Source organism: Pseudomonas sp. B6001 (assembly GCF_013386015.1).
Classification (GTDB): Bacteria; Pseudomonadota; Gammaproteobacteria; order Pseudomonadales; family Pseudomonadaceae; genus Aquipseudomonas.
Map to the genome: position 1 here is coordinate 82,438 of NZ_JACAOX010000013.1, position 22,788 is coordinate 105,225.

General features: G+C 59.7%; 21 protein-coding genes. 6 read left to right on the plus strand and 15 right to left on the minus strand.

Annotated features, from left to right (window positions below; translation table 11 throughout):
• Positions 1-33: 33 nt before the first annotated feature.
• The 3 genes from HX821_RS14630 to HX821_RS14640 form a co-directional block, all read right to left on the minus strand.
• Positions 34-1,173 (minus strand): Fic family protein, encoded by a 1,140-nt coding sequence (locus tag HX821_RS14630; RefSeq protein ID WP_177035956.1) that lies wholly within the window; start codon positions 1,171-1,173, stop codon positions 34-36.
• A gap of 416 nt (positions 1,174-1,589) precedes the next feature.
• Entirely contained in the window at positions 1,590-1,982 is a 393-nt protein-coding gene (locus HX821_RS14635) for a MerR family transcriptional regulator (protein WP_087692355.1), read from the minus strand.
• Positions 1,921-2,565 (minus strand): NAD(P)H-dependent oxidoreductase, encoded by a 645-nt coding sequence (locus HX821_RS14640; RefSeq protein ID WP_177035957.1) that lies wholly within the window; start codon positions 2,563-2,565, stop codon positions 1,921-1,923. The genes HX821_RS14635 and HX821_RS14640 overlap by 62 nt, the downstream gene beginning before the upstream one ends.
• A gap of 399 nt (positions 2,566-2,964) precedes the next feature.
• On the opposite strand from HX821_RS14640, the gene HX821_RS14645 reads away from it, so the two are divergent.
• Positions 2,965-3,276 (plus strand): DUF6124 family protein, encoded by a 312-nt coding sequence (locus HX821_RS14645; RefSeq protein WP_003219377.1) that lies wholly within the window; start codon positions 2,965-2,967, stop codon positions 3,274-3,276.
• 123 nt (positions 3,277-3,399) lie between these two features.
• On the opposite strand, the gene fic is transcribed toward HX821_RS14645, so the two are convergent.
• From fic to HX821_RS14695, 10 genes are all read right to left on the minus strand, one after another.
• The gene (gene fic / locus HX821_RS14650) at positions 3,400-4,521 is read right to left on the minus strand and encodes a protein adenylyltransferase Fic (RefSeq protein WP_177035958.1); all 1,122 of its coding nucleotides are present in this window, start codon (positions 4,519-4,521) and stop codon (positions 3,400-3,402) included.
• 506 nt (positions 4,522-5,027) lie between these two features.
• On the minus strand, positions 5,028-5,804 hold the full coding sequence (locus tag HX821_RS14655; RefSeq protein WP_177021485.1) for an XRE family transcriptional regulator: 777 nt from the start codon (positions 5,802-5,804) through the stop codon (positions 5,028-5,030).
• Positions 5,805-6,018: 214 nt separating this feature from the next.
• Entirely contained in the window at positions 6,019-6,546 is a 528-nt protein-coding gene (gene ppa, locus HX821_RS14660) for an inorganic diphosphatase (RefSeq protein WP_003219382.1), read from the minus strand.
• A 93-nt stretch (positions 6,547-6,639) separates the two neighbouring features.
• On the minus strand, positions 6,640-7,470 hold the full coding sequence (locus HX821_RS14665; protein WP_008436519.1) for a zinc-dependent peptidase: 831 nt from the start codon (positions 7,468-7,470) through the stop codon (positions 6,640-6,642).
• A gap of 6 nt (positions 7,471-7,476) precedes the next feature.
• The gene (locus HX821_RS14670) at positions 7,477-8,133 is read right to left on the minus strand and encodes a DedA family protein (RefSeq protein ID WP_177008861.1); all 657 of its coding nucleotides are present in this window, start codon (positions 8,131-8,133) and stop codon (positions 7,477-7,479) included.
• A 240-nt stretch (positions 8,134-8,373) separates the two neighbouring features.
• Positions 8,374-8,832, minus strand: coding sequence for an N-acetyltransferase (locus HX821_RS14675; RefSeq protein WP_003219389.1), 459 nt, complete (start codon positions 8,830-8,832; stop codon positions 8,374-8,376).
• 92 nt (positions 8,833-8,924) lie between these two features.
• Positions 8,925-9,773: an ethanolamine ammonia-lyase subunit EutC gene (gene eutC, locus HX821_RS14680; protein ID WP_087692359.1), complete on the minus strand. Its 849-nt coding sequence runs from the start codon at positions 9,771-9,773 to the stop codon at positions 8,925-8,927.
• The gene (locus HX821_RS14685; protein ID WP_003219393.1) at positions 9,770-11,164 is read right to left on the minus strand and encodes an ethanolamine ammonia-lyase subunit EutB; all 1,395 of its coding nucleotides are present in this window, start codon (positions 11,162-11,164) and stop codon (positions 9,770-9,772) included. The genes eutC and HX821_RS14685 overlap by 4 nt, the downstream gene beginning before the upstream one ends.
• A gap of 64 nt (positions 11,165-11,228) precedes the next feature.
• Positions 11,229-12,677 (minus strand): ethanolamine permease, encoded by a 1,449-nt coding sequence (eat, locus tag HX821_RS14690; RefSeq protein ID WP_008436523.1) that lies wholly within the window; start codon positions 12,675-12,677, stop codon positions 11,229-11,231.
• Positions 12,678-12,775: 98 nt separating this feature from the next.
• Entirely contained in the window at positions 12,776-14,296 is a 1,521-nt protein-coding gene (locus HX821_RS14695) for an aldehyde dehydrogenase family protein (protein ID WP_003219398.1), read from the minus strand.
• A gap of 286 nt (positions 14,297-14,582) precedes the next feature.
• On the opposite strand from HX821_RS14695, the gene HX821_RS14700 reads away from it, so the two are divergent.
• The 5 genes from HX821_RS14700 (at position 14,583) to HX821_RS14720 (ending at position 20,178) form a co-directional block, all read left to right on the plus strand.
• Positions 14,583-16,493, plus strand: coding sequence for a sigma-54-dependent Fis family transcriptional regulator (locus HX821_RS14700; RefSeq protein WP_087692360.1), 1,911 nt, complete (start codon positions 14,583-14,585; stop codon positions 16,491-16,493).
• 473 nt (positions 16,494-16,966) lie between these two features.
• Positions 16,967-17,713, plus strand: coding sequence for a hypothetical protein (locus tag HX821_RS14705; RefSeq protein WP_256344287.1), 747 nt, complete (start codon positions 16,967-16,969; stop codon positions 17,711-17,713).
• A gap of 212 nt (positions 17,714-17,925) precedes the next feature.
• Positions 17,926-19,275, plus strand: coding sequence for a UDP-N-acetylmuramate:L-alanyl-gamma-D-glutamyl-meso-diaminopimelate ligase (gene mpl, locus HX821_RS14710; protein ID WP_003219401.1), 1,350 nt, complete (start codon positions 17,926-17,928; stop codon positions 19,273-19,275).
• Entirely contained in the window at positions 19,272-19,901 is a 630-nt protein-coding gene (gene ubiX / locus HX821_RS14715; protein WP_003219402.1) for a flavin prenyltransferase UbiX, read from the plus strand. Before mpl ends, ubiX begins: the two co-directional genes overlap by 4 nt.
• A complete protein-coding gene (locus HX821_RS14720; protein ID WP_177035959.1) occupies positions 19,894-20,178 on the plus strand; it encodes a YceK/YidQ family lipoprotein in 285 nt (94 codons plus the stop codon). Before ubiX ends, HX821_RS14720 begins: the two co-directional genes overlap by 8 nt.
• Positions 20,179-20,327: 149 nt before the next feature.
• On the opposite strand, the gene HX821_RS14725 is transcribed toward HX821_RS14720, so the two are convergent.
• Both HX821_RS14725 and HX821_RS14730 read right to left on the minus strand, forming a co-directional pair.
• Entirely contained in the window at positions 20,328-20,969 is a 642-nt protein-coding gene (locus tag HX821_RS14725; RefSeq protein ID WP_003215421.1) for an oxidoreductase, read from the minus strand.
• A gap of 28 nt (positions 20,970-20,997) precedes the next feature.
• Positions 20,998-22,716, minus strand: coding sequence for a C13 family peptidase (locus HX821_RS14730; RefSeq protein WP_177035960.1), 1,719 nt, complete (start codon positions 22,714-22,716; stop codon positions 20,998-21,000).
• Positions 22,717-22,788: the final 72 nt, after the last annotated feature.

Sequence of the window (22,788 nt, forward strand, 5' to 3'; positions counted from 1 at the left end):
GGGGCAAATGAGTGGGGGGATTTGCCTTGTAAATCAATCGCCTTGGGTGTTGATTTGATAGCGGGTGCTGCGGCCGCCGCCGGGTAGCCGAACCAGGCAGTTTTTTTCCAGAAGATCGGCCAGATGTCGGGTCGCCGTGGCCTTGGACACTTTGGCCACTGCCTGATACTGGGCGGCGCTGATCCCGTGCTCAAAGCCCTTTTCGCCACCGTCGAGCAGGCGATTCAAGACTTTGGTCTGTTCGGCGCTGAGTGCGTGGTCCCGATGCTGCTGCCAGAAGCGGGTTTTGCCCAGCACCCGGTCAATCCGCACCATGGCCTGCTGCAAGCTACGAAGCAGCGTTTGCAGGAACCACTCAAGCCAATCGGTGATATCCAGCGTGGCCTTTTGACTGGTTTCCAGTGCACGGTAATAGCCCGCCCGGTCTTCAAGGATGCTCGCCGACATCGCGTAGAAGCGGATCGCTTGATGCTCTGCCTGGGCAAGCGCGAGGTCGGTAATCGCCCGCGTCAGACGACCATTACCATCATCGAAGGGATGCAGGGTGACGAACCAGAAATGCGCCAGGCCTGCGCGCAGCAATGGGTCAAGGGCCGCATGATTCCGGCTGGCTTCAAACCATTCGATGAAATCGTCCAGCGACTGCTCTAGCCCTTGGCGGGGTGGGGCCTCGAAATGCACAGTGGGTCGGTCCAGTCGTCCCGACACAACCTGCATGGGCTCATCTCCCCTTAGCGCGCCTACGTTCAAGCCGTGGGTGGAAAAGCGGGCCTCCTCGGCGGGAAACAACCACCGATGCCAGTTAAATAGACGGGTGAGGGTAAACGGTTGAGCAAACTGTTGCGTGGCGTCCAGCATCAAGTCAGCCAGACCCTCGCTGCGTCGGCTCACTGAGCCGTCTTGCAATTGCTCCAGGCCCAGGCGTCGGGCCAAAGAGGAACGTACGGAACCCATATTCAGTTGCTCACCCTCGATTGCCGAGGAGGTCAGAATGTTTTGCAGCAACGCATCCAGTTCATTCTCTGAACTCTGTGCCTGGCTGACCGAACCGAGCATGCCCAGCAACTTTCCTTGCACCTGCGTGCACTCTCGCAACAACGCTGCAAGGCGCTCTGGTTGCCAGTGAAAGTGCGGCCAGTCCGGTTGTTGCCAGATCCAGTTCGGGTGATCCATAGAGGCATGCTCGGTATGTGAGCCGAATAGAAGGCTTATTCGGCTCATTTGGTGAGCCGATTGTGTGAGCTATTCGGCTCACTGTCCAGTCAGATGCGCACATCAGGTACAGCGCCGCCTCATCACTGGCCAGCAGGATCGCCTGTTCCATAACCTTTGGCGCAGTACTCGCCAGCTCCATCGATTCGCTGGCTGTCGCCCCCAGGCTTTCAAACAGCTTGCCGGCGTCCTTGAAGATCTCCTGCGCTTGCTTGATGGCGTCCCACACGCCGGTAATCGCCGTCCAACTTCCCGCCAGCACGCCATTGCCAATCGCGCTCGAAGTGGACCTTTCCCAGTGCGGCCGGAAACCACTCCATTACTTGCGAAGCTTTTTCTGTTCCGAGCCGCTGCCCGGTACTACGTAAAACAGCGGTTCAGCTCATTGACGGCCGTGGCGTTTTCGGTGGTGCGTTGCATTGACCCTGAGCGTCCTTGAGACTGGCCTCAAATTCGACCAATCCCCCGTGCATCTTCTGCAGCGCTTCGATTTGCTTCATCAGTTCCTGCTTTTTGTTGGTGATTGCCTTGTCCGCCAGCTCCCAGGGCAACCCATCACCAGGATGCCCGACCAGAATCACCTGCAACTCCTTGAGCTTGAAACCCAACTGCTGGGCACACTTGATGAACGTCAGCAGCTCGACACTTTGCGTAGAGTAAATCCGATAACGGCCTTCCCGCTGCGGCGGCGGCAACAGGCCGATGGCCTCATAGTGACGAATCGCCTTGATGGTTGTGCCCGACAGTTGCGCGGCTTTGCCGATGTACATGAAAAATCCTTTTCCCAAAGAGTGCGCCGGCCTGTTTCAGCCACTGTTCCCGCTGTGCTGGCGTAGAGCCAAGCACCGGCCCGAACTGCAACGTCTTGATCGGCTGGATGCCACAAAACTCCAGCGTCGTCTTGCGTATCTGGTGCAGCGCGGGCATGCGGTAGAACCACCTGTAATACCACGGCGGCGTGTCCAGGGTCACCAGCAAGTGCGCGGTTCTGCCCTTCAGGAGTTTGTCGGGGAAGGCTTTGCCTTTGCGGTATTTGAAGGCGAAACCAGACAGGAGAATTCGGTCGATAAAGCCCTTCATCAAAGCCGGGATGCCACCCCACCAGATGGGGAAGACAAACGTCAGGTGATTGGCCCACAGGATGTCGGATTGGGCGTTGAGCAGGTCGGGTTCCAGGGGTTGGGTTTGGTTGTAGCCGTTGTGCAGGATGGGATCGAAAGTCAGGTCGCCGAGGCGCAGGACGCGCACTTCGTGACCGGCGGTTTTGGCCGAGGTGATGTAGGTGTCGGTGAGGGCCGAGCAGAAGCTGGTGCTGGAAGGGTGGCCGAGGATGACCAGGATGCGTTGGCTCATGGTGGTGCGGTCCTGAAAACTGGGGTTTCAGGGTGAGGTGTGACCTTAGGGGGAGAGTCAAGAAGATGCAGTGATTGGGAATGGCCAGGAAGACTGATCCCTTTCATTTGCAGGACGTTTCCTAGAGAATTCCAAGCGCTTGCGCCAGCAAAATCCCGCGACTAGTCTGCGTTCCGTCACTGCATATTCGGTGATCGGGTTTAGTCGCCCGGATTCGATTGGCGCACGATCAGTTCATGAGTCAGGCCGTTTTTCGCCTGCACTTTTATGGTGGCTGTGCGCAGGGCGCCCTCGGGCGCGCCGGGTTTCCAATCGACCGGTCGACTAACCTGCGTACAGCTGCCGCCTTCGTTTAGTCGCGAGGAGTGGTGGCTCCAAATGTTTGATTGGAGATTTACCATGGTCAAAGTTACCCCCGATCCACCCGCATTCCATAAAGCCTTACTCCGCGACACTGATGCCTCGCGTCGAGTGATCGATCACTACCTTAAAGCGCCGGACGCGCAGCCTTCACCCAACCCGTTTACCGTCGATGACGAACTGAGTTTCGAAGATGCGCTGGCCCATGCTGCCGAGTTGCTGCATTGCGCCGTAGCAACCGCCCAGGCGTCGACCGAGCCGCTGAATGGCGCACAGCGGGCGGTGATGCATTTGGTGGAAATGTCGAAGGTGGTGGTGGATCGAGCGCTGGACTGTTTGCAGCCGAGGTGAGGACCTTAAGCCTACGCTGAGGTTGCGATGCATTTGGTCAGCGATCTACTGACCAAATGCTCATCATCCTGGCTCAGGGGCGGAAATCCCGGCAGACGATCGCCATGGATTAAAGCGGTCTCCTCAGGCGTATGGCTTGAAGTCATTGCTGTCGCGAGTGAGTAGCTGCATCAGTTTGGGATGGATGAAGAGCTTTTCCTTGCCAACCTGAACCTCTTGCAGAACGCCGATGGCGACTAGTTCTTTGAGGTAACGGGAGGCTGCTTGACGCTGGGCAATCTGTTTGTCGACGACGTTGCTGATGCGGCAGTAGGGCTGTTCGAAAATGACGTCTACCAGCTCGCGGGAATAGGTTTTCGGCAACTGCTCACGAACAAACTGGGTGGTGTGCTCGGACAGGCTGCGAATAGCGGCAATTTTTGCACAAGTCCAGCGTGCTGTTTCTTCCACAGCGCTGAGCATGTACAGCAGCCAAGGCTCCCAGGCTTGTTCGCGAGTGACATCAAGCAACAGGCGGTAGTAATCGGCTCTATGGGCAATGATGTAACGGCTAAGGTAGAGAATCGGTAGATTCAGCAGGCCTTCCTGGATCAGGTACAGGGTGTTGAGCACTCGCCCGGTACGGCCATTGCCGTCGGTGAATGGGTGAATGGCTTCGAATTGATAGTGACTAACCGCCATACGTACTAATGGATCCAGGTCGGTCTCGTTGTGCAGGAAGCGCTCCCAGTTGGCGAGCATGTCACGTAAGCGATCTTCGCCTTCCGGTGGGGTATAGATGATCTCGCCGGTTCGGTCGTTGGCTAGCTGGACTCCTGGCACCCGGCGTATATCCATGTTCACGCCTTTAAGCGTGCGGCAGATTTCGACTGCAGTACCGGTGGAGAGTGGGCGGTCGGCCAACGATTGATAACCTTTCTGCAGGGCTTTGCGGTAGCGCAGTGCTTCCTTGGTCGCTGGGTCTGCGTGGCTATCTCCATCCTGAGCATGCTGAAAGAGCAAATCCGTGGTGGTGACGATACTTTCGATCTCTGAGCTGTCCTTGGCCTCCAGCAATGGAAAGGTGTTGATCAGCATTGTCTGGTTAGGGATCAGCTCAGCCGCTTGCTTCAATTCGGCCAGGGCTGTGCGGGCCTCAATGCAGCGTTTGAGCACTGCATGGGTTTCCAGAACAGTTGCCGGTGGCAAAGTGGGAAGCTGGTTGTAGGGCTTGTCAGCCTGCCAGGGAAGGTGGGATGCGGTCATGGATGGGGCTCGGTCTTTGACTTATCCGTCTAAAGGTAAGAGGGGCTCATCAGGGCGCCCTTTCGTGGCGTCAGTGTAAACATGCGTGCACTACGTGTCGCTATATTTTGATTTCTGCGACACGTCTTGATGTTATGTCGTTGGTAACGACAGGTATGCGAAACGTGTTCTTGGAACGGGCTTTTAGCGACGTATCAGGCGAATGTCCTGAGGATGGAAAAGACGGCTTGCGTGCCTTGGAGCGGTTGGCGCGTTCTCAAATAGCTCGATGCCTGGCAGGTGTAGCGCATTTCTTCCAGGCATTAAAAAGCCGGCTTGTGGCCGGCTTCTCGGGGACTGGTTCAGCTTATTTTTGGTAAACCTCACCAGCCTTCAAATCGTTCACCCAGGCTCGCACCCAGATGATAAGGGGCATCAGCGGGAACTCCTCCGCATCGCCAGGCAGGGCGGACCGGCTTCACGCCAACCCCCTGCCAAATGTGCGGCGGATAATACCCACATTCGCCTCAATTTCCCAGCTCCGGATCCGATTTAGAGCCTTCGTAGCCCAATAAATGCTCATCCAGCGGCACCGGCGGGCGGCGGTTATTCAGTGTCGCCCACCAGAACACCCAACCCAGAATCTCAAAGTTCTGCTCATGCCGCTGCTCATAGGTCAAAAACTCGTCCGGATGCTCGGCGCTGTTGTGGCTGCGCATCCGCAGGCCACCTCCTGGACGGTTGTAGAGGTATTTGATCCGCAGCATTCCGTCGTGCTCTACCGCGTAGATTTCGCCATCGATGATCTGTTTGCGACCACAGTCGATGGCAAGGGTACTTCCGTCCTGGATGATGTCGATCATGCTGTTGCCGACCATGTAGGCCCCGAGTGCCCGCTCCGGGCTTACACCGATGGCTTCAAGGGTGTGCAGGGAGAGGCGGATGCTTTCGGTCGAGGTGAAGGTGGGGTGGAGGGGGATCTCCACGTCGATTTTTACCGGGCCCGAGACCGGGTGGGTGATGTAGTTGCCGCTGGTCTCGCGGGCGATACGGTGGGAGGTGTCTGCATCGGATCCTTCCAGCAGGTAGTTGGCGGGTGGATGTTTGGGGCCTTCGCCTGTGCGCAGCCAACGGCTGGTGACGCACAACAATTCTGCGAACTCGTTGAGCCGGCCCATGGGGACGCCGCGTTTGAACCAGTTGTTTACGTGTTGAGGCGTAACATCGCGGTTCTTGGCGAAGTCGGAAGCGGAAAGATGAACTTCCCGTAATAGCGCTCTTAAGCGATCACCTGATGTATTCATAAACGCAGAGTTTACTGGCCGTAAAATCAGATCAAATAAACCATGCGTTGAGTTGCTGTATGTAGGTGTTTCCTTATCGCAGGACTATTCTGCTAGTTGATTAAGCTAGTTAAACAATTGCTGTAAATATGTTTATTAAAGTAGCCGGATGTTTATATTTTTCCCACAAAAAAAGCCCCGTTTAATCGGGGCTTTTTCAGAGCGAATAGCGGTATCAGCCTTTGTAGGCAGCGACCGACTTCAGGATCTCGGCGCGGGCGGCGTCTGCATTGCCCCAACCGTCGATCTTCACCCATTTGCCTTTTTCGAGGTCTTTGTAGTTCTCGAAGAAGTGTTTGATCTGTTCCAGCAGCAGTGGCGGCAGATCGGTGTATTCCTTCACGTCGACATACAGCTGGGACAGCTTGTCGTGTGGTACTGCGATAACTTTGGCATCGCCGCCGCCGTCGTCAGTCATGTTCAGGATGCCGACCGGGCGGGCGCGAATAACCGAGCCTGGGGTAACCGGGTAAGGGGTCACGACCAGCACGTCGAGGGGGTCACCGTCGTCTGCCAGGGTGTTGGGGATGAAACCGTAGTTGGCCGGGTAGAACATCGGGGTGGCCATGAAACGGTCAACGAACAGGCAGTCGCTGTCTTTGTCGATTTCGTATTTGATCGGCGCGTGGTTGGCCGGAATCTCGATGGCGACGTAGATGTCGTTCGGCAGGTCTTTGCCAGCCGGAATCTTGCTGTAGCTCATTGGGCGTTGCCCCCGTAGTTGGCCATGGAACATGGCCGGATTGGCCTAAAAGTGGCGGCGATTATAGGCATATTCTGACGCCGATGCCATGCGTCAGACGTCGTAGTGCGCTTGGCGTTCCGTCTGATACCGCACGTCGCCGGCCTGCAGTTGGTGCAGGCGCGCCAGGGGATCCTGACGGTAGAAGTGGCTCAGTTGCTCGTACACCTGTGGATAACTGCTGACCAGTAAATCCGGGGCACTGAAGAAGTATTCGCTGGTGACGGCAAAGAACTCGGCCGGGTTTTCCGCGGCGTAGGGGTCGATGGCCGTTTCGGCGTCAGGGTTGCGGTCGAGCTGGCGGTTGAGGTCGTCGAAGGCGCTTTGCATGACGCTGGCCCATTCCTGCACGCGCATGTCGTGGTGCAGGGGTGGCAGGCCGTTGGCGTCGCCGTTGAGCATGTCCAGCTTGTGGGCCAGTTCGTGAATGACCAGGTTGTAGCCTTCCCAGTTGCCGCTGGCCAGTACGCCGGGCCACGCTAGGATCACCGGGCCCTGTTGCCAGGCTTCGCCGCTGTGCTCGCCGTCCCACTCGTGCTCCACGCCGCTGGCGTCGCGATGGCGCTGCGGGCTGAGGAAGTCGTCGGGGTACAGCACGATCTCGTGGAAGCCCTGGTACCAGTCGAGGTCGCCGAGGTTCATCAGCGGCAGTTGTGCCTGGGCGGCGAGCAGCAGGCGTTGTTCCTGGTGCAGTTCGACGCCGGGCAGGGCGGTGAGGTGTTTTTCGGCGAGGAACACCACGCAGGCTTCCCGCAACCACTGGTCTTGCTCGGCAGTGATGCCGTCGAGGAAGGTCAGGTGATGGCGCACCCGCTGCCACGTTTCATCGGCAATCGGGTGCTTGGCCAGCAGGCGCCGGCGACGCCAGGCGCTCAGGGACCACATCGCAGATTACTGCGGCTTGGCTTCGGAGGAGCTGCGGCCAAAGCGGCTGCGGAACACGCCGATGATCATCGGTACCAGCGACAGCAGGATGATGAACACCACCAGCAGCGACAGGTTTTTCTTGATGAATGGCACGTTGCCGAAGAAGTAGCCCAGGGTTACCAGGCCGCCGACCCAGAGGACGGTGCCGAACACGCTGAAACCGAAGAAGCGCGGGTAAGGCATCTTGGCGATGCCGGCGACGAACGGTGCGAAGGTCCGCAGGATCGGCAGGAAGCGCGCCAGGGTCACGGTTTTGCCGCCGTGCTTGTCGTAGAAGTCGTGGGTTTTTTGCAGGTAGTCGCGGCGGAAGATCTTCGAGTTGGGGTTGCTGAACAAGCGTTCCCCGGCCGTTCGTCCGATCACGTAGTTGGTACTGTCACCCAGGATGGCCGCGAGCATAAGCAGGCCGCCCAGCAATATCGGGTCCATGCCGCCGCCCGCTGCAACAGCGCCGGCGATGAACAGTAAGGAATCACCCGGCAGAAACGGCATGACCACCAGGCCGGTTTCGCAAAAGATAACCAGGAACAGAATGGCGTAGATCCACACTCCGTAGTTTCTCACCAGCATGTCGAGGTACACGTCGAGATGCAGGATAAGGTCGAGCGGGTTGAAATCCATGGAGGGCACCTGTGTGAATGGCCTGGCTCAGCGGGCCTGTGCGGAGGCTTCGGGTAATAAGGGCTACAAGGTTGTGGCGTAATTCTTACGACCCTGAAAGGTCCGCATTATACGGATAGAGTTGTGAAAAGCGTGCTGGTTTTGTAGCGGGGAATGTCGCGAAAGCGATCTGATTGTAGACACAGCGTCAGTGTGGGAGGGGGCTCCCACAACAGCTGTATGAGGTTTGGTTAATAGTTGTCAGTCATCGCTGATCGCAAGCACGTAGTTCTTGAACTCGGTGTCTTCCCGAAAACCGATGGACTCATAGGTTTTCTGCGCCACCTGGTTGTCGCTGCTGGTGGACACACGCAGGCGCACGGCTTGAGTTTCCTTGGCCATCTTCTTCGCGGTACGCATCAGGTTGTCGGCCACCAACTGCCGGCGTGCGTCTTCGGCGACGTAGATGTCGTTGAGGATCCACACCCGCTTGAGGGACAACGATGAAAAGCTTGGATACAGCTGGCAAAAGCCAAGCAGTTTCTTGTCGTCATCGTCGGCCAGCGCCAGGTAGATCACGGACTCCTTGCGGCGCAGACGTTTTTCCAGGAAGGCGCGGCTCGAATCAGGAAACGGCAGCGCGCCGTAAAATTCGCGGTATTTGACGAAAAGCGGGGTCAACAGGTCCAGGTGTTCCAGGGTCGCTTGAGTAATCCGCATGCCAGGCCTCAACTTCCAAATGGGGTATGACCACACAAGCGGCCGTGTCTCGATGCTGCCTAAAGCAGAGAAAAAGCGCAATCGTGCAGGGATCAGTCCTTCGGTGGGCTGAGCAGGAAGTTTCCTTTCATCAGGTCGGGATCATCCGACTCGAGGGTTTGTACCTGCGCTTCATCCTTGAGGTTGACCCCCGACAACTGCCGGCGACAGGCCTCCCGCATCAAGTAAAGCAGGCGGTGAGCGGCCATGCCGTAGCTCAAGCCTTCCAGGCGCACATTGGAGATGCAGTTGCGGTAGGCGTCAGTGAGGCCGACCTTGGGGTTGTAGGTGAAATACAGCCCCAGGCTGTCCGGCGAGCTGAGCCCCGGCCGCTCACCGATCAGGATCACCACCATTTTTGCCCCGAGCAACTGGCCGACTTCATCCGCGACGGCGACACGGCCCTGCTCCACCAGAATCACCGGTGACAGCGACCAGCCTTCAGCGTGGGTTTGTTCCTCCATGCGTGTAAGAAACGGCAACGTATGTTTATGCACCGCCAGGGCCGACAAGCCATCGGCCACCACCACCGCCAGGTCCACGCCGCCGGGGTTGGCTTCGGCATAGTCCCGCAGGGCCTGGGCGGATTCATCACTGAGGCGGCGCCCAAGGTCCGGGCGTTGCAAGTAGCTGTGGCGGTCGACGGCGGCGCTGTGCAGCAACAGGCTGTCGCGGCCGCGCTCCGCCAGTTGGCTGCTGAGTCCTGCATGATCAAACGGCAGGTGTACCGCGTCGCGGGCCTGGGCATGGGCGAACTGGAAATCCAGCTGAGCGCCGGTAGGCATGCTGGTGCCGGTGCGGCCCAGGGCAATCCGCGCCGGGGTCAGGCGCCGCAGCTCAAGCCACGGGTTGTCCACGTTGTTTTCCGGGGTGTCGATGTGCACGGGCGGTTCCTTCTTCATCCCAGTTGCGCCAAGGCGTGGCGGAATGCCGGTGGCAGGCTGTTGCCGAAGTGCACCTTGCCGTCGGCTTGCGTGAAGATGCCCATTTTCGCCAGCCACTGTTCAAACTCCGGTGCCGGCTTTAAACCCAATGTTTGGCGGGCGTACAGCGCGTCGTGAAATGAAGTGGTCTGGTAGTTGAGCATGATGTCGTCGGAGCCCGGGATGCCCATGATGAAGTTGATCCCGGCCACGCCCAGCAGGGTGAGCAGGGTGTCCATGTCGTCCTGGTCGGCTTCGGCATGGTTGGTGTAGCAGATGTCGCACCCCATGGGCACGCCCAGCAGCTTGCCGCAGAAGTGGTCTTCGAGGCCGGCGCGGATGATCTGCTTGCCGTTGTACAGGTACTCGGGGCCGATAAATCCTACGACCGTGTTCACCAAAAACGGCTTGAAATGCCGGGCAACGGCATAGGCGCGGGTTTCGCAGGTTTGCTGGTCGACGCCAAAGTGTGCGTTGGCCGACAAGGCGCTGCCCTGGCCGGTTTCGAAATACATCAGGTTTTGCCCGAGGGTGCCGCGGTTCAGGCTCAGGCCCGCGTCGTAGCCTTCCTGCAGCACGCTCAGGCTGATGCCGAAACTGGCATTGGCCGCCTCGGTGCCGGCGATCGACTGGAACACCAGGTCCAGCGGCACGCCACGGTTGATGGCTTCGATGGAGGTGGTGACGTGGGTCAGCACGCAGGCCTGGGTCGGGATTTCATAACGCTGGATGATCGCGTCGAGCATTTCCAGCATCGCGCAGATCGAGGCGATGCTGTCGGTGGCCGGGTTGATGCCGATCATGGCGTCGCCGTTGCCGTAGAGCAGGCCGTCGAGAATGCTCGCGGCGATGCCCGCCGGTTCATCGGTGGGATGATTCGGTTGCAGGCGGGTAGACAGGCGCCCACGCAGGCCCATCGTGCCGCGGAACTGTGTGACGACGCGGATCTTCTGCGCCACCAGTACCAAGTCCTGCACGCGCATGATCTTCGACACGGCGGCGGCCATTTCCGGTGTCAGCCCGGGTGCCAGGGCGCGCAGGCTTTGTTCGTCGGCCGCGTCGCTGAGCAGCCAATCTCGCAAGCCCCCGACGGTCAGGTGGCTGACCACGGAAAACGCCTGTTTATCGTGGGTGTCGATAATCAGCCGGGTGACTTCGTCGCTTTCGTACGGGATCAACACTTCTTCGAGAAAGTGCTTCAACGGAATGTTGGCCAGGGCCATTTGCGCCGCGACCCGCTCGCCATCGTTCTGGGCGGCAACACCCGCCAAAAAATCCCCGGAGCGGGCCGGGCTGGCCTTGGCCATCACGTCCTTGAGGCTGTCGAAGCGGTAGGTCAATGCACCGACCGCGTGGGAAAAGCTTGCCATACAGAGTCTCCTTGTCGACGCGGGCTGAATGTGAGTAAAGCGCCCGCGTCGAGGTTTATGGCAGTTAGTGCAAGGCGGCCTCTGCGGCCTGGATCGCCGCAAATTCTTCTTCCGGCGTGCCTGCTACCAAGTGATGCCGACTGTAGAAAGCAAAGTAAGCAATTAATACTCCATAGATGATCGCGGCGCCAATCACCACGCGCGGATCCACCAGAAAGCCCGCCACAACAGCAATGCAGGCCAGTACCAGGGCGACGCCCGAGGTGAAGATGCCGCCCGGAGTACGGTAAGGGCGGTCCATTTTGGGGCGGCGGATGCGCAACGTGATGTGCGCGGCCATCATCAGCACGTAGGAAATGGTCGCGCCGAATACGGCGACCAGGATCAGCAAATCGCCTTGGCCGGTCAGCGACAGGCCGAACCCGATGATGCCGGGGATCACCAGGGCCAGTACCGGTGCCTTGCTTTTGTTGGTCTGCGACAGCTTGCGCGGCAGGTAGCCGGCCCGGGAGAGGGCGAAGATCTGCCGGGAGTAGGCGTAGATGATCGAGAAGAAGCTCGCGATCAGCCCGGCCAGGCCCACCAGATTGACGAAGTGGCCCATCCACGTGGAGCCGCCGTAGGCTTTGGACAAGGCTTCCACCAGCGGATTGCCCGATGCCATCAGCGCGTAGGCGCCAGCACCGCCGGGGGCGATTACCAAAATCAGCAGGGCGAAGCTGGTCAGCACCACAATGGCGCCGATCAGGCCGCGGGGCAGGTCGCGTTTGGGGTTCTTGGTTTCTTCGGCGGCCAGGGGCACGCCTTCGACCGCAAGGAAAAACCAGATCGCATAGGGAATCGCCGCCCACACGCCGACATAACCGAAGGGCAGGAAAGTGCTGGCGCCCTTGGCCTCGGTCACCGGGATGTCCAGCAGGTTGGCGACACTGAAGTGCGGCACCATCGACACCAGGAACACACCCAGGGCAATCGCGGCGACGGCGGTAATCACAAACATCAGCTTCAGCGCTTCACCCACGCCGAAGATGTGGATGCCGATAAAGATGATGTAGAACGCCAGGTAGATCATCCAGCCGCCAATGCCGAACAGCGACTCGCAATAGGCGCCGATAAACACCGCGATGGCGGCGGGGGCGATGGCGTATTCGATAAGGATCGCGGTGCCGGTGAGGAACCCGCCCCAGGGGCCGAATGCGCTGCGGGCAAAGCCGTAGCCGCCGCCGGCGGTAGGAATCATGGAGGACAGTTCGGCCAGGGAGAAACACATGCACAGGTACATGGTGGCCATCAGCAGTGTGGCGAGGAACATGCCGCCCCAGCCACCCTGGGCGAGGCCGAAGTTCCAGCCGGCGTAGTCGCCGGAGATGACGTAGGCAACCCCGAGACCGACTAATAGTACCCAGCCGGCAGCGCCTTTTTTCAGTTCCCGTTGTTGGAAGTATTCGGTGCCGACCTTTTCAAAGTCGACGGAAGACCCGGACGCCGGAGCGCCATTCGGTTCGCTGGGCATGATGGAATCCCTTTCTTATTGTTTTATCCCGGCTTACTTAAGTAAGCCGAATGAGTAGCAAGGTCTTGTGAAGATCAAATGTGGGAGCGGGTTGTCAGTTAGAAGAAACCCAGCGGGTTGATGTCGTAGCTCACCAGCAGGTTTTTGGTCTGCTGATAGTGATCAAGCATCATCTTGTGAGTCTCACGGCCCACACCGGACTTCTTGTAACCACCGAACGCGGCATGCGCCGGGTACAGGTGGTAGCAGTTGGTCCATACACGCCCGGCCTTGATCGCCCGGCCCATGCGGTACGCGCGGTTGATGTCGCGGGTCCACAGGCCGGCACCCAGGCCGAACTCGGTGTCGTTGGCAATCGCCAGGGCTTCGGCTTCATCCTTGAACGTGGTGATGCTCACCACAGGGCCAAAGATTTCTTCCTGGAACACCCGCATCTTGTTGGTGCCCTTGAGCAGGGTTGGCTGGATGTAATAGCCGGTGGCCAGATCGCCGGTCAGCTTCTCGACCTTGCCACCAGTCAGCAGCTCGGCGCCTTCGCCCTTGGCGATTTCGAGGTAGGACAAAATCTTGTCGAACTGCTGCTCGGACGCCTGGGCGCCGACCATGGTGTCGGTGTCCAGCGGGTCGCCACGTTTGATCGACTCGACCTTCTTCATCACCACTTTCATGAAGTCGTCGTAGATCGACTCTTCCACCAGCGCGCGGGAAGGGCAGGTGCACACTTCGCCCTGGTTGAAGAACGCCAGCACCAAACCTTCGGCGGCCTTCTCGATGAATTGCGGTTCGGCTTTCATGATGTCGGCGAAGAAGATGTTCGGCGACTTGCCGCCCAGCTCAACGGTGGACGGAATGATGTTCTCGGCGGCCGCGTGCATGATGTGCGAGCCCACTGGCGTGGAGCCGGTGAAGGCGATCTTGGCGATGCGCTTGCTGGTGGCCAGGGCTTCGCCGGCTTCTTTGCCGTAGCCGTGCACCACGTTCAGCACGCCCGGCGGCAGCAGGTCGCCGATCAGTTCCATCAGCACGTTGATGCCCAGCGGGGTTTGCTCGGCAGGCTTGAGCACCACGCAGTTACCGGCGGCCAGGGCTGGCGCGAGTTTCCAGGCGGCCATCAGCAGCGGGAAGTTCCACGGGATGATCTGGCCGACCACGCCCAGCGGTTCGTGGAAGTGGTAAGCGGCGGTGTGTTCGTTGATCTCGGCGCTGCTGCCTTCCTGGGCGCGGATGCAGCCGGCGAAGTAGCGGAAGTGATCCGCGGCCAGCGGGATGTCGGCGTTCAGGGTTTCGCGCACGGCCTTGCCGTTGTCCCAGGTTTCGGTGATGGCCAGCAGTTCGAGGTTCTGTTCGATGCGGTCGGCGATTTTCAGCAGTACCAGCGAGCGGTCCTGGGCCGAGGTCTTGCCCCAGGCGTCAGCGGCGGCGTGGGCGGCGTCCAGGGCCTTGTCGATATCCTTGGCAGTGGAGCGCGGGAATTCGGCGATGGGCTTGCCGTTGACCGGCGAGGTGTTGGTGAAATAGTTGCCATCGACCGGCGCGACAAACTCACCGCCGATGTAGTTGCCGTACTTGGCCTTGAACGAAACGATCGCGCCTTCAGTACCGGGGTGTGCGTAACGCATGGTGGGTATCTCCTGGCTTTTTGTGTTTATTGGAGGACGCACGGTTGTGCTTGTTAAAGCGTAGAGCAAAGGTCGGGCCAGTGCCTCGTAGAGCCTGTAAATCAAGGGTTTAGAGGTTGTTGCAAACCGTTGCTGTGGCAAGCTTGGTACAGCCTGGGTGACAGTTTGTGCCATAAGCGGTACAGCCTGTGACCGGTGGGTCTGCCCGGGATTGCAATGGTCGGGAGGCTGGAGGATGCTGGGCACTCGCGCGCGGTGTACTTCACGCAGGGAGAATAATAAGAACATGCAAAACGATCATTTCAGTCGCCATGCCCAACAAGTCCTGACGGTCACCCGTGGGCAGGACCCGCTGCATGGCCCCGGCAGCGATCCGTCCATCGCCCGCTCCTGGCTGCGTTGTCTTGAGGACTATCACCTCGACCCCGCATTGACCATCGCGCCCACGGTGCTCGAACATGGCCGCCTGCTGGAAAGCCGCGAACGCCTGCAACAAGTGCTGAGCATCGCCGGCAATGAAATGAACAGCCTGCATCAACAGCTCTCCGGCGCCGGCCATGCGGTGCTGCTGACCGACGCCCGCGGGGTGATCCTCAACTGCGTCACCGCCTCCAGCGAGCGCAAGATCTTCGAGGGTGCCGGGCTGTGGCTGGGTGCCGATTGGAGCGAGGCCTGCGAAGGCACCAACGGCATCGGCACCTGCCTGGTGGAGCGCCAGTCCCTGACGATTCATCGCGATGAACATTTTCGTGGCCGACATACCGGCCTGACCTGCTCGGCCAGCCCGGTGTTCGACCCTCATGGCGAACTGCTGGCGGTGCTGGATGTGTCCTCGGCCCGGGAGGCGGTGTCGCGCCAGAGCCAGTTCCACACCATGGCGCTGGTCAATCTTTCGGCGAAGATGATCGAGAGCTGTTACTTCCTGCGCCATTTTGAGCACCACTGGTTGCTGCGCTTTCATTTGCAGGCAGAGTCTGTGGGCCTGTTCAGCGAAGGGCTGCTGGCGTTCGATGGTGAAGGGCGCATTTGCGCGGTTAACCAGAGTGCGCTGAACCTGCTCGGGCAAATCCGTGGCGGGTTGTTGGGGCAGCCGGTCGAGGCGTTTTTCGATTGTTCGCTCGATGAGTTGCTCGGGCGTGCCAGCGCGAACGCCAGCGCCAGTTGGCCCCTGCGTACCCGCGATGGCCGTGGCTTGTTCGCGGTGTTGCGCGGCCAGCCACGCAGCGTACCGGTGCCGGTGGCCCACGCCTTGCCGGAGCGGCCGCGATTGCCGGGCATTTGCCTTGGAGACGCGGCGCTGCAAAACGATTTCCGCAGAGCCTTGCGGGTGTTCGAGCGTGATGTGCCTTTGCTGATCCAGGGGGAAACCGGGTCTGGCAAAGAGGCGTTTGCCAAGGCCGTGCACCATGCAAGCCTGCGCGCAGATAAAGCCTTTGTGGCCCTCAACTGCGCAGCCATCCCGGAAAGCCTCATCGAAAGCGAGCTGTTCGGTTATCGCGGCGGCAGTTTTACCGGCGCCCGCAAGGAAGGCATGCGCGGCAAGCTGCAGCAGGCAGATGGTGGCACGTTGTTTCTGGATGAAATCGGCGATATGCCGCTGGCTTTGCAAACCCGGCTATTAAGGGTGCTTGAAGACCGCTTGGTAGTGCCCATCGGCGGTGAACCGCAAGCGGTGGACGTCAGAATTATCAGCGCTACCCACCGTAATCTGCTTGATCGGGTGCAGGACGGTAGTTTTCGTGAAGACCTGTATTACCGGCTCAATGGCCTGGAAGTGGCCTTGCCGCCGTTGCGCGAGCGCAGTGACAAGTTGCAACTGCTGGACTTCCTGTTGGCCGAAGAAGCGGGAGATCAGGCGGTGCAGCTTGACGGCGAGGCCCGCCAGGCCCTGTTGGCGTTCGCGTGGCCGGGCAACGTGCGGCAGTTGCGCACGGTGTTGCGCACCCTTGCCGCACTGTGTGAGGACGGGCGGGTGAGGCTTGATGACCTGCCTGCACAGATTCGTGCCGTGCAAACCCTGCCGGTGGCGATGAGTGAACCGGCAAACTCATTGCTGGATGCTGCCGAGCGCCAGGCATTGCTGGCAACATTGGTGCAGCAACGCTGGCATATGACGCACGTGGCGACCGTGCTTGGAGTCAGTAGAAATACGCTTTATAGAAAGTTACGTAAGTATGGTATAGCGCGTCAGGTGTAATGATGACGTTACCTGTTCTGGCTGTGAGTGATCAATCTGTGTTGTGGGCGACTGTGCGTTAAATAATTGGCGTCGCACCGTATTAATGTTTTGTCATGTATTTTCGTGTGTGGGTGACTGTCTTCTGGAACGTTCATTATCTGTTTAGTTACTAAGTTGGCGGTTGTCGATTGTCTCGATAACTCGCTAATAGCGCTTATGGGTAAATAGTAACAACAAGTGAGATAATAATCATGAATAGTATTAGAGTTCGGCCCAACACGGTCAATCTACCTCCAGTGAATAAACCACCGGCCCCGCGCAATGGCGGTGTAACGCCTCCGATAGTACGTCCCGGTGGCCAGGGCAGCTCCCCTCCAATAGCTCCCCAACCTAAACCCCGGTTAGGGAAAAATCCGGCCACAGACACCTCCACAACGCTACCCAAGCCCGAGAAACCCAATAATTTTCAAACGCTGACACAACAAAAATTGATGAACCAAGGGCCTGCCAACCGGCCGTTCAAGCCTCAGGCCAGCGCAGATCCTAAAGATTTGGCACAGGTGACTCAAAACCTGATGGTTGCTGATCGGCTGGTCAAGGCCGGGGTGTTCAACACCTCGCCCCAGGCGGCAACGGTAGCCCGCGACGCCTTTGTCAGTGCGGGTATAAGCGGATTGGTCAGCGCTCCCCTGAGTATTGGTACCTACGCAGGCTCGGTTTGGTCTGGCGAGACAATCAAGGCGCAGTTTACAAACAATACGCCACTGCTCCCTCCGGCTCACCAGCCGGCTCCAAGCACGCAGGTGCCTGCCGCGAAAACCGACGGGACAACATCGGTCGTCGCCACGCAGGACACCGACACGGGTGCCACGACCGCGCGCTTGGGCCTGGCCGAGTTGCGCATGGAAGTCATTGCCAACAATATTATGGCAATGCGTCAAGGAACGAATGCTCCGGCACTTAAAATGAGCGACTCCTCGTCGCGTACGCCAAGCGAGCGCCTCGAAACGCTTGAGGCCTTGTATAAAACTGCGGAGGAACAGCTTAAAAAACTGGGGGACGAAAACGACATGGTATTCCGGCCTTACATTGCCACTCCCGCAGACGGCACCGATGACAAAGGCCGTCTGGATGTTATTGATAAGAAATTCGACGCATTAAACAAGTTCATAGGGAAGTTGTTGCACATGGGCACGATGTCATTACCGGCAGAGTCTGCCGAAACAAAAGTCGTGTGACATAACCCCGCGTAAACTTTCGAGTCATGGATGATGCTCAGTCAAACTGGCGATGGGTCCGATGCCATGCCTGTGGCACCGGACTTATCGAATATTCCCCTACGCTCTGACAAACAATGGCGGCTACCCCCCCAAGGCCTGCGTGCTACAGCTAAAGAGTGCGATTTTCCCTTCCCTGCGCTAACCTGCCTCGATGTTTTACGAGGTCGACTATGCACATTCATATTCTCGGTATTTGCGGCACGTTCATGGGCTCCATGGCGGTGCTCGCCAAAGAACTGGGCCATCATGTTACTGGCTCCGATGCCAACGTTTACCCACCCATGAGCACGCAACTGCAGGCCCAGGGCATTGAGCTGACCCAAGGTTATGACCCGGCGCAATTCGACCCGGTCCCGGACCTTGTCGTGATCGGCAATGCCATGGTGCGCGGTAACCCGGCAGTCGAATATGTACTGAATAAAGGTTTGCCGTACGTGTCTGGCCCGCAATGGCTGGCCGACCATGTGTTGCAAGGCCGTTGGGTACTCGCCGTTGCCGGTACCCATGGCAAGACCACCACCAGCAGCATGCTGGCCTGGGTGCTGGAGCATGCGGGCATGAGCCCGGGCTTCCTGATTGGTGGCGTGCCGCAGAATTTCTCGGTGTCGGCGCGCCTCGGCGACACCCCGTTTTTTGTCATCGAGGCCGATGAGTACGACAGCGCGTTCTTCGACAAACGCTCCAAGTTCGTTCACTACCGCCCGCGTACGGCGATCCTGAACAACCTGGAGTTCGATCACGCGGACATCTTCCCTGATCTGGCGGCCATCGAGCGGCAGTTCCACCACTTGGTGCGCACCATTCCCAGCGAAGGCCTGGTGATTCACCCCACCACCGAACCTGCCCTGCAGCGAGTTATCGAGATGGGCTGCTGGACCCCGGTACAAACCACCGGTGCTGGCGGCCAATGGCAGGTCAAACTGCTGAGCGAAGATGGCTCCAAATTTGAAGTACTGTTCGAAGGCGTCGCCCAAGGCATCGTCGATTGGGACATGACCGGCCAGCACAACGTCGCCAATGCCTTGGTCACCCTGGCGGCTGCGCGGCATGTCGGCGTGGTGCCGTCCATGGGCATTGCGGCCTTGAGCGCGTTCAAAAGCGTCAAGCGCCGGATGGAAAAGGTCGCCGAAGTGAATGGGATTACCATCTATGACGACTTTGCCCACCACCCGACGGCCATCGCCACTACCCTGGATGGCTTGCGCAAGCGTGTGGGTGATGCCCAGGTGATCGCGATTATCGAGCCGCGCTCCAACTCCATGAAGCTGGGCGCCCACCGTGATGGTTTGCCGGAAAGCGTCAACGATGCCGACCAGGTTGTGTGGTACGCGCCGGCCAACCTCGGTTGGGACCTGCCTGCCATCGCCGCGTTGTGCACGGTGCCGTCGATTTGCCGCGACTCACTGGAAGGCATCATCGAGCACGTGAAACACCAGGCCAGGCCCGGCACTCACGTGGTGATCATGAGCAACGGCGGCTTTGGCGGCCTGCATGGCAAACTCGCCGAGGCCCTGAAGTGAGCGGCCCGGAACGCGTCACCCTGGCGATGACCGGTGCGTCCGGCGCGCCCTATGGCTTGCGCCTGCTGGACTGCCTGGTGCGCGAAGACCGCGAGGTGCACTTCCTGATCTCCAAGGCCGCGCAACTGGTGCTGGCCACCGAGACCGATGTGGCGTTGCCGCCCAAAGTGCAGATGATGCAGGCCTTCCTCACCGAGTACACCGGTGCGGCGGCGGGGCAGATCAAGGTCTATGGCAAGGAAGACTGGATGTCACCGGTGGCGTCGGGCTCCGGTGCGCCGGCCGCGATGGTGGTGGTGCCGTGTTCCACCGGGACCCTGTCGGCGATTGCCACGGGCGCCTGCAACAACCTGATCGAGCGCGCGGCGGACGTGACCTTGAAGGAGCGTCGCCAGTTGATTCTGGTGCCGCGCGAAGCGCCGTATTCGAGCATCCATCTGGAGCACATGCTCAAGCTGTCGAACATGGGCGTGACTATCTTGCCGGCGTCGCCGGGCTTCTATCACCAGCCGCAGACCATCGATGACCTGGTGGACTTTGTGGTGGCGCGGATTCTCAACCTGCTGAACATTCCCCAGGACATGCTGCCGCGCTGGGGCGAGCACCATTTGAGCAGTGATGAATAAACTATTGATGGTGCTGCTGGCGCTGCAACTGACCGGGTGTGCGACTGCGCGAACCCTGGACGCCGCCCAGCCCGGCGCGCCGGTGGTGTATGCCGGCACGCGGCTGGACATGTATGCGATTCAGGGCGGGTGCTGCGCGATGGACCGTTTTGTGGCCGAGGCGCCGAGCTATCCCCATGTCGACCTGCCGGCCAGTGCCTTGCTCGACACGCTGCTGTTGCCGCTGTCGGTGCTGACGGTGCTGGGGGTTGGGTTCAATGCGACGGGCGGGCTGTAGTACTTAATCCCATTATTAACAGAAATCCAATGTGGGAGCGGGCTTGCTCGCGAATGCGGTGGATCAGTCACTGTATCATTGACTGATCCACCGCATTCGCGAGCAAGCCCGCTCCCACATTTGGATGGTGTCCTGCCTGGAATTACGTGTTATTTGCCGAGCTTGCGCAGCTCGTCCGACTCTATAACCCGCACCCCATCCTGCTCTTCCAGCGCCAGTCGCCACATCGCCCGCGCCAGTTCGCACACTTCAATGCCGTGGTACTTGCCCGGAATCAGCCGCGACAATGGCCCGGCCAGTTGCTCGGCCAGCCGCGGTTCCAATCGCTCACCCAACAACAGCGAAGGTCGGACGATGGTCAACTGCGGCCAATCCTGGGCTTTCAACGCCTGTTCCATCTCGCCCTTGACGCGGTTGTAGAAGATCGAGGATTTCGGGTCGGCGCCGATTGCGCTGATCACGATCAGGTGCCGCGCCCCCATTTCCCGAGCGCGCTTGGCAAAGGCCACGACCATGTCCAGGTCGACGGCGCGGAACGCTTCTTCGGAGCCGGCCTGCTTGATGGTGGTGCCCAGGCAGCAGAAGGCGATGTCCACCTGGCCGCTCAGTTGCGGCAGGAATACTGCCGGGTCGCCCACCGGGTTTTCCAGGTGTGGATGCTCGGCCAGAGGCTTGCGGCTGGGTGCCAGCACGCGGGTCACGGTCGGCTCGTTGAGCAGGCGGTCCAGCAGGTGCTCCCCGGTCAAGCCGGAGGCTCCGGCGAGCAAGATATGCTGAGGCGTCAGGTACATGATGTTTCCCCCTTGATACAGATTCAGCTTAGTTGCTCTTGGCTTCCTTGCTATTCATTGAGACGCTTTCGAGCGCCTTTCGTGCCTGCTGTTTGCGTAATAATTGCCAATGGGCGATTACGCCTTTGGGGGCCCAGATCTGCGGTTCGGAGGCTTCGAAGTTGTCCGCCTGTTCGCGTTCGGCCACGTGGGTCTGTGCCAGCTTGAAGGCTTGCTGCAAGTCGTCGGTCTGGTTGAAGGCCTGGGCGAAGAGGGCGTCGCCGAAGTAGGTGAAGTCGGCCTCTTCGGAGCAGCCGAACGACACACGATCGGCGCGCGAGGCGGTCATGATCAGGGTGTGTTCGTCCTTCAGGGCCGGGATGAACCCGCCGGAGTAGCAGGCCGAAATCACGATGATCTTGTCGCGGTTCTTCAGCGGTGCCAGCACGGCGGCCAACTCATCGGCCGGCAGGTCGGCCAGCTCCATGCGCGGCTGGTCGAGCACCAGTTCGTGCTCGTGAGTGCCGTGGCTGGTCAGGTAGATAAACACCAGGTCTTGCGGGCCACTGCGTTCGGCCAAGGTCTGGACTGCGCGGCGCAGGCTTTCGCGAGTGGCCATCGGGCGGTCGGCAATATGGTCGCGATGGTTCACCAGGCGGATCTGGCCGTAGGCGCCGAAGCGCGTGGCGAGCATGTTGCTGACGTAGTCGGCTTCGCGCAGGAACACGCTTTGTTTGCCGTCGCCGGCCACCACCAGGGTGTACAGCTCCACCCCCGATTTGGACGCGGGCACGGCGGCGAGGGCGGCATCCAGCAAGTGGCCCTGGGCAAACAGGCCGATTTCCAGCGGGTCAGGCAACAATTTGCCCTCGGCGTCGCGCACGCGCATGCCGTTGACCCAGGTGCCGGCCTGCACGGTGCCGTCGGTGAGCACCAAAGTGCCACGACCTTGATAGCTGTCGCTGTCGAAGCCGCCAATATAGAAGCTGCCGTCGGTGAGGTTCAGGCGGCCTGTGCCTGTGAAGCGCCAGTCGACGAACTGGCCGACGTAGTGGCTGCCATCGATGCCGATCAGTTCGCCCTTGCCGCTGAGGGCGCCTTCCTTGAATTCGCCGATCCATACGTCGCCGTCGGCGTTTTCGTAGCGGCCCTTGCCGTTGAGCTGGTTTTGTTTGAAATGGCCGATGTACATGTCGCCGTCGGCGCTGTTGAAGGTGCCGTTGCCCTCCAGCTGGCCATCGACGAAGCGGCCGCTGAACTGGTTGCCGCTGTCGTCGTTGCGCTGGCCTTCGCCGTTGGGCTTGCCGTGGGCGAACTGGCCCTGGTACTGGCTGCCGTCGGCCAGCTCGAGGCGGCCGAGGCCGGAATACTGGTCGTCCTTGAATTCGCCGCGATAGGTCATCTGCCCCTCTTTGAGGGTGCCTTCGCCGTTGCGCTTGCCTTGTTTGAAACCGCCGACGTAGCTGTTGCCCGACGTGGTCAGGCTGCCCTGGCCGTCGAACAGGCCCTGCTGGAACTGGCCTTTATAGACCTCGCCGTTGCTGCCATGCCATTCGCCCTGGCCGTGCCACTGGCCTTTATCGAACTGGCCCGCGTACCAGCTGCCATTGGGGTAATCCACCCGGCCCTGGCCTTGCAGCAAGCCATTGACCACATCGCCACGGTAACGACCGCCATCGGGCAGCCGCGCATCGGGCGGCAACAGCGATTCGCCGTCGCCGCACGCGGTGAGCAACAGGACAAGAGCAAGGGGAGCGAGTGGGCGCATAGCGGGATCCGGATAATTGAGCGCCGAGTATGCCGCAGCTGCGAGATCTATACATAAATTTACATGAATTGT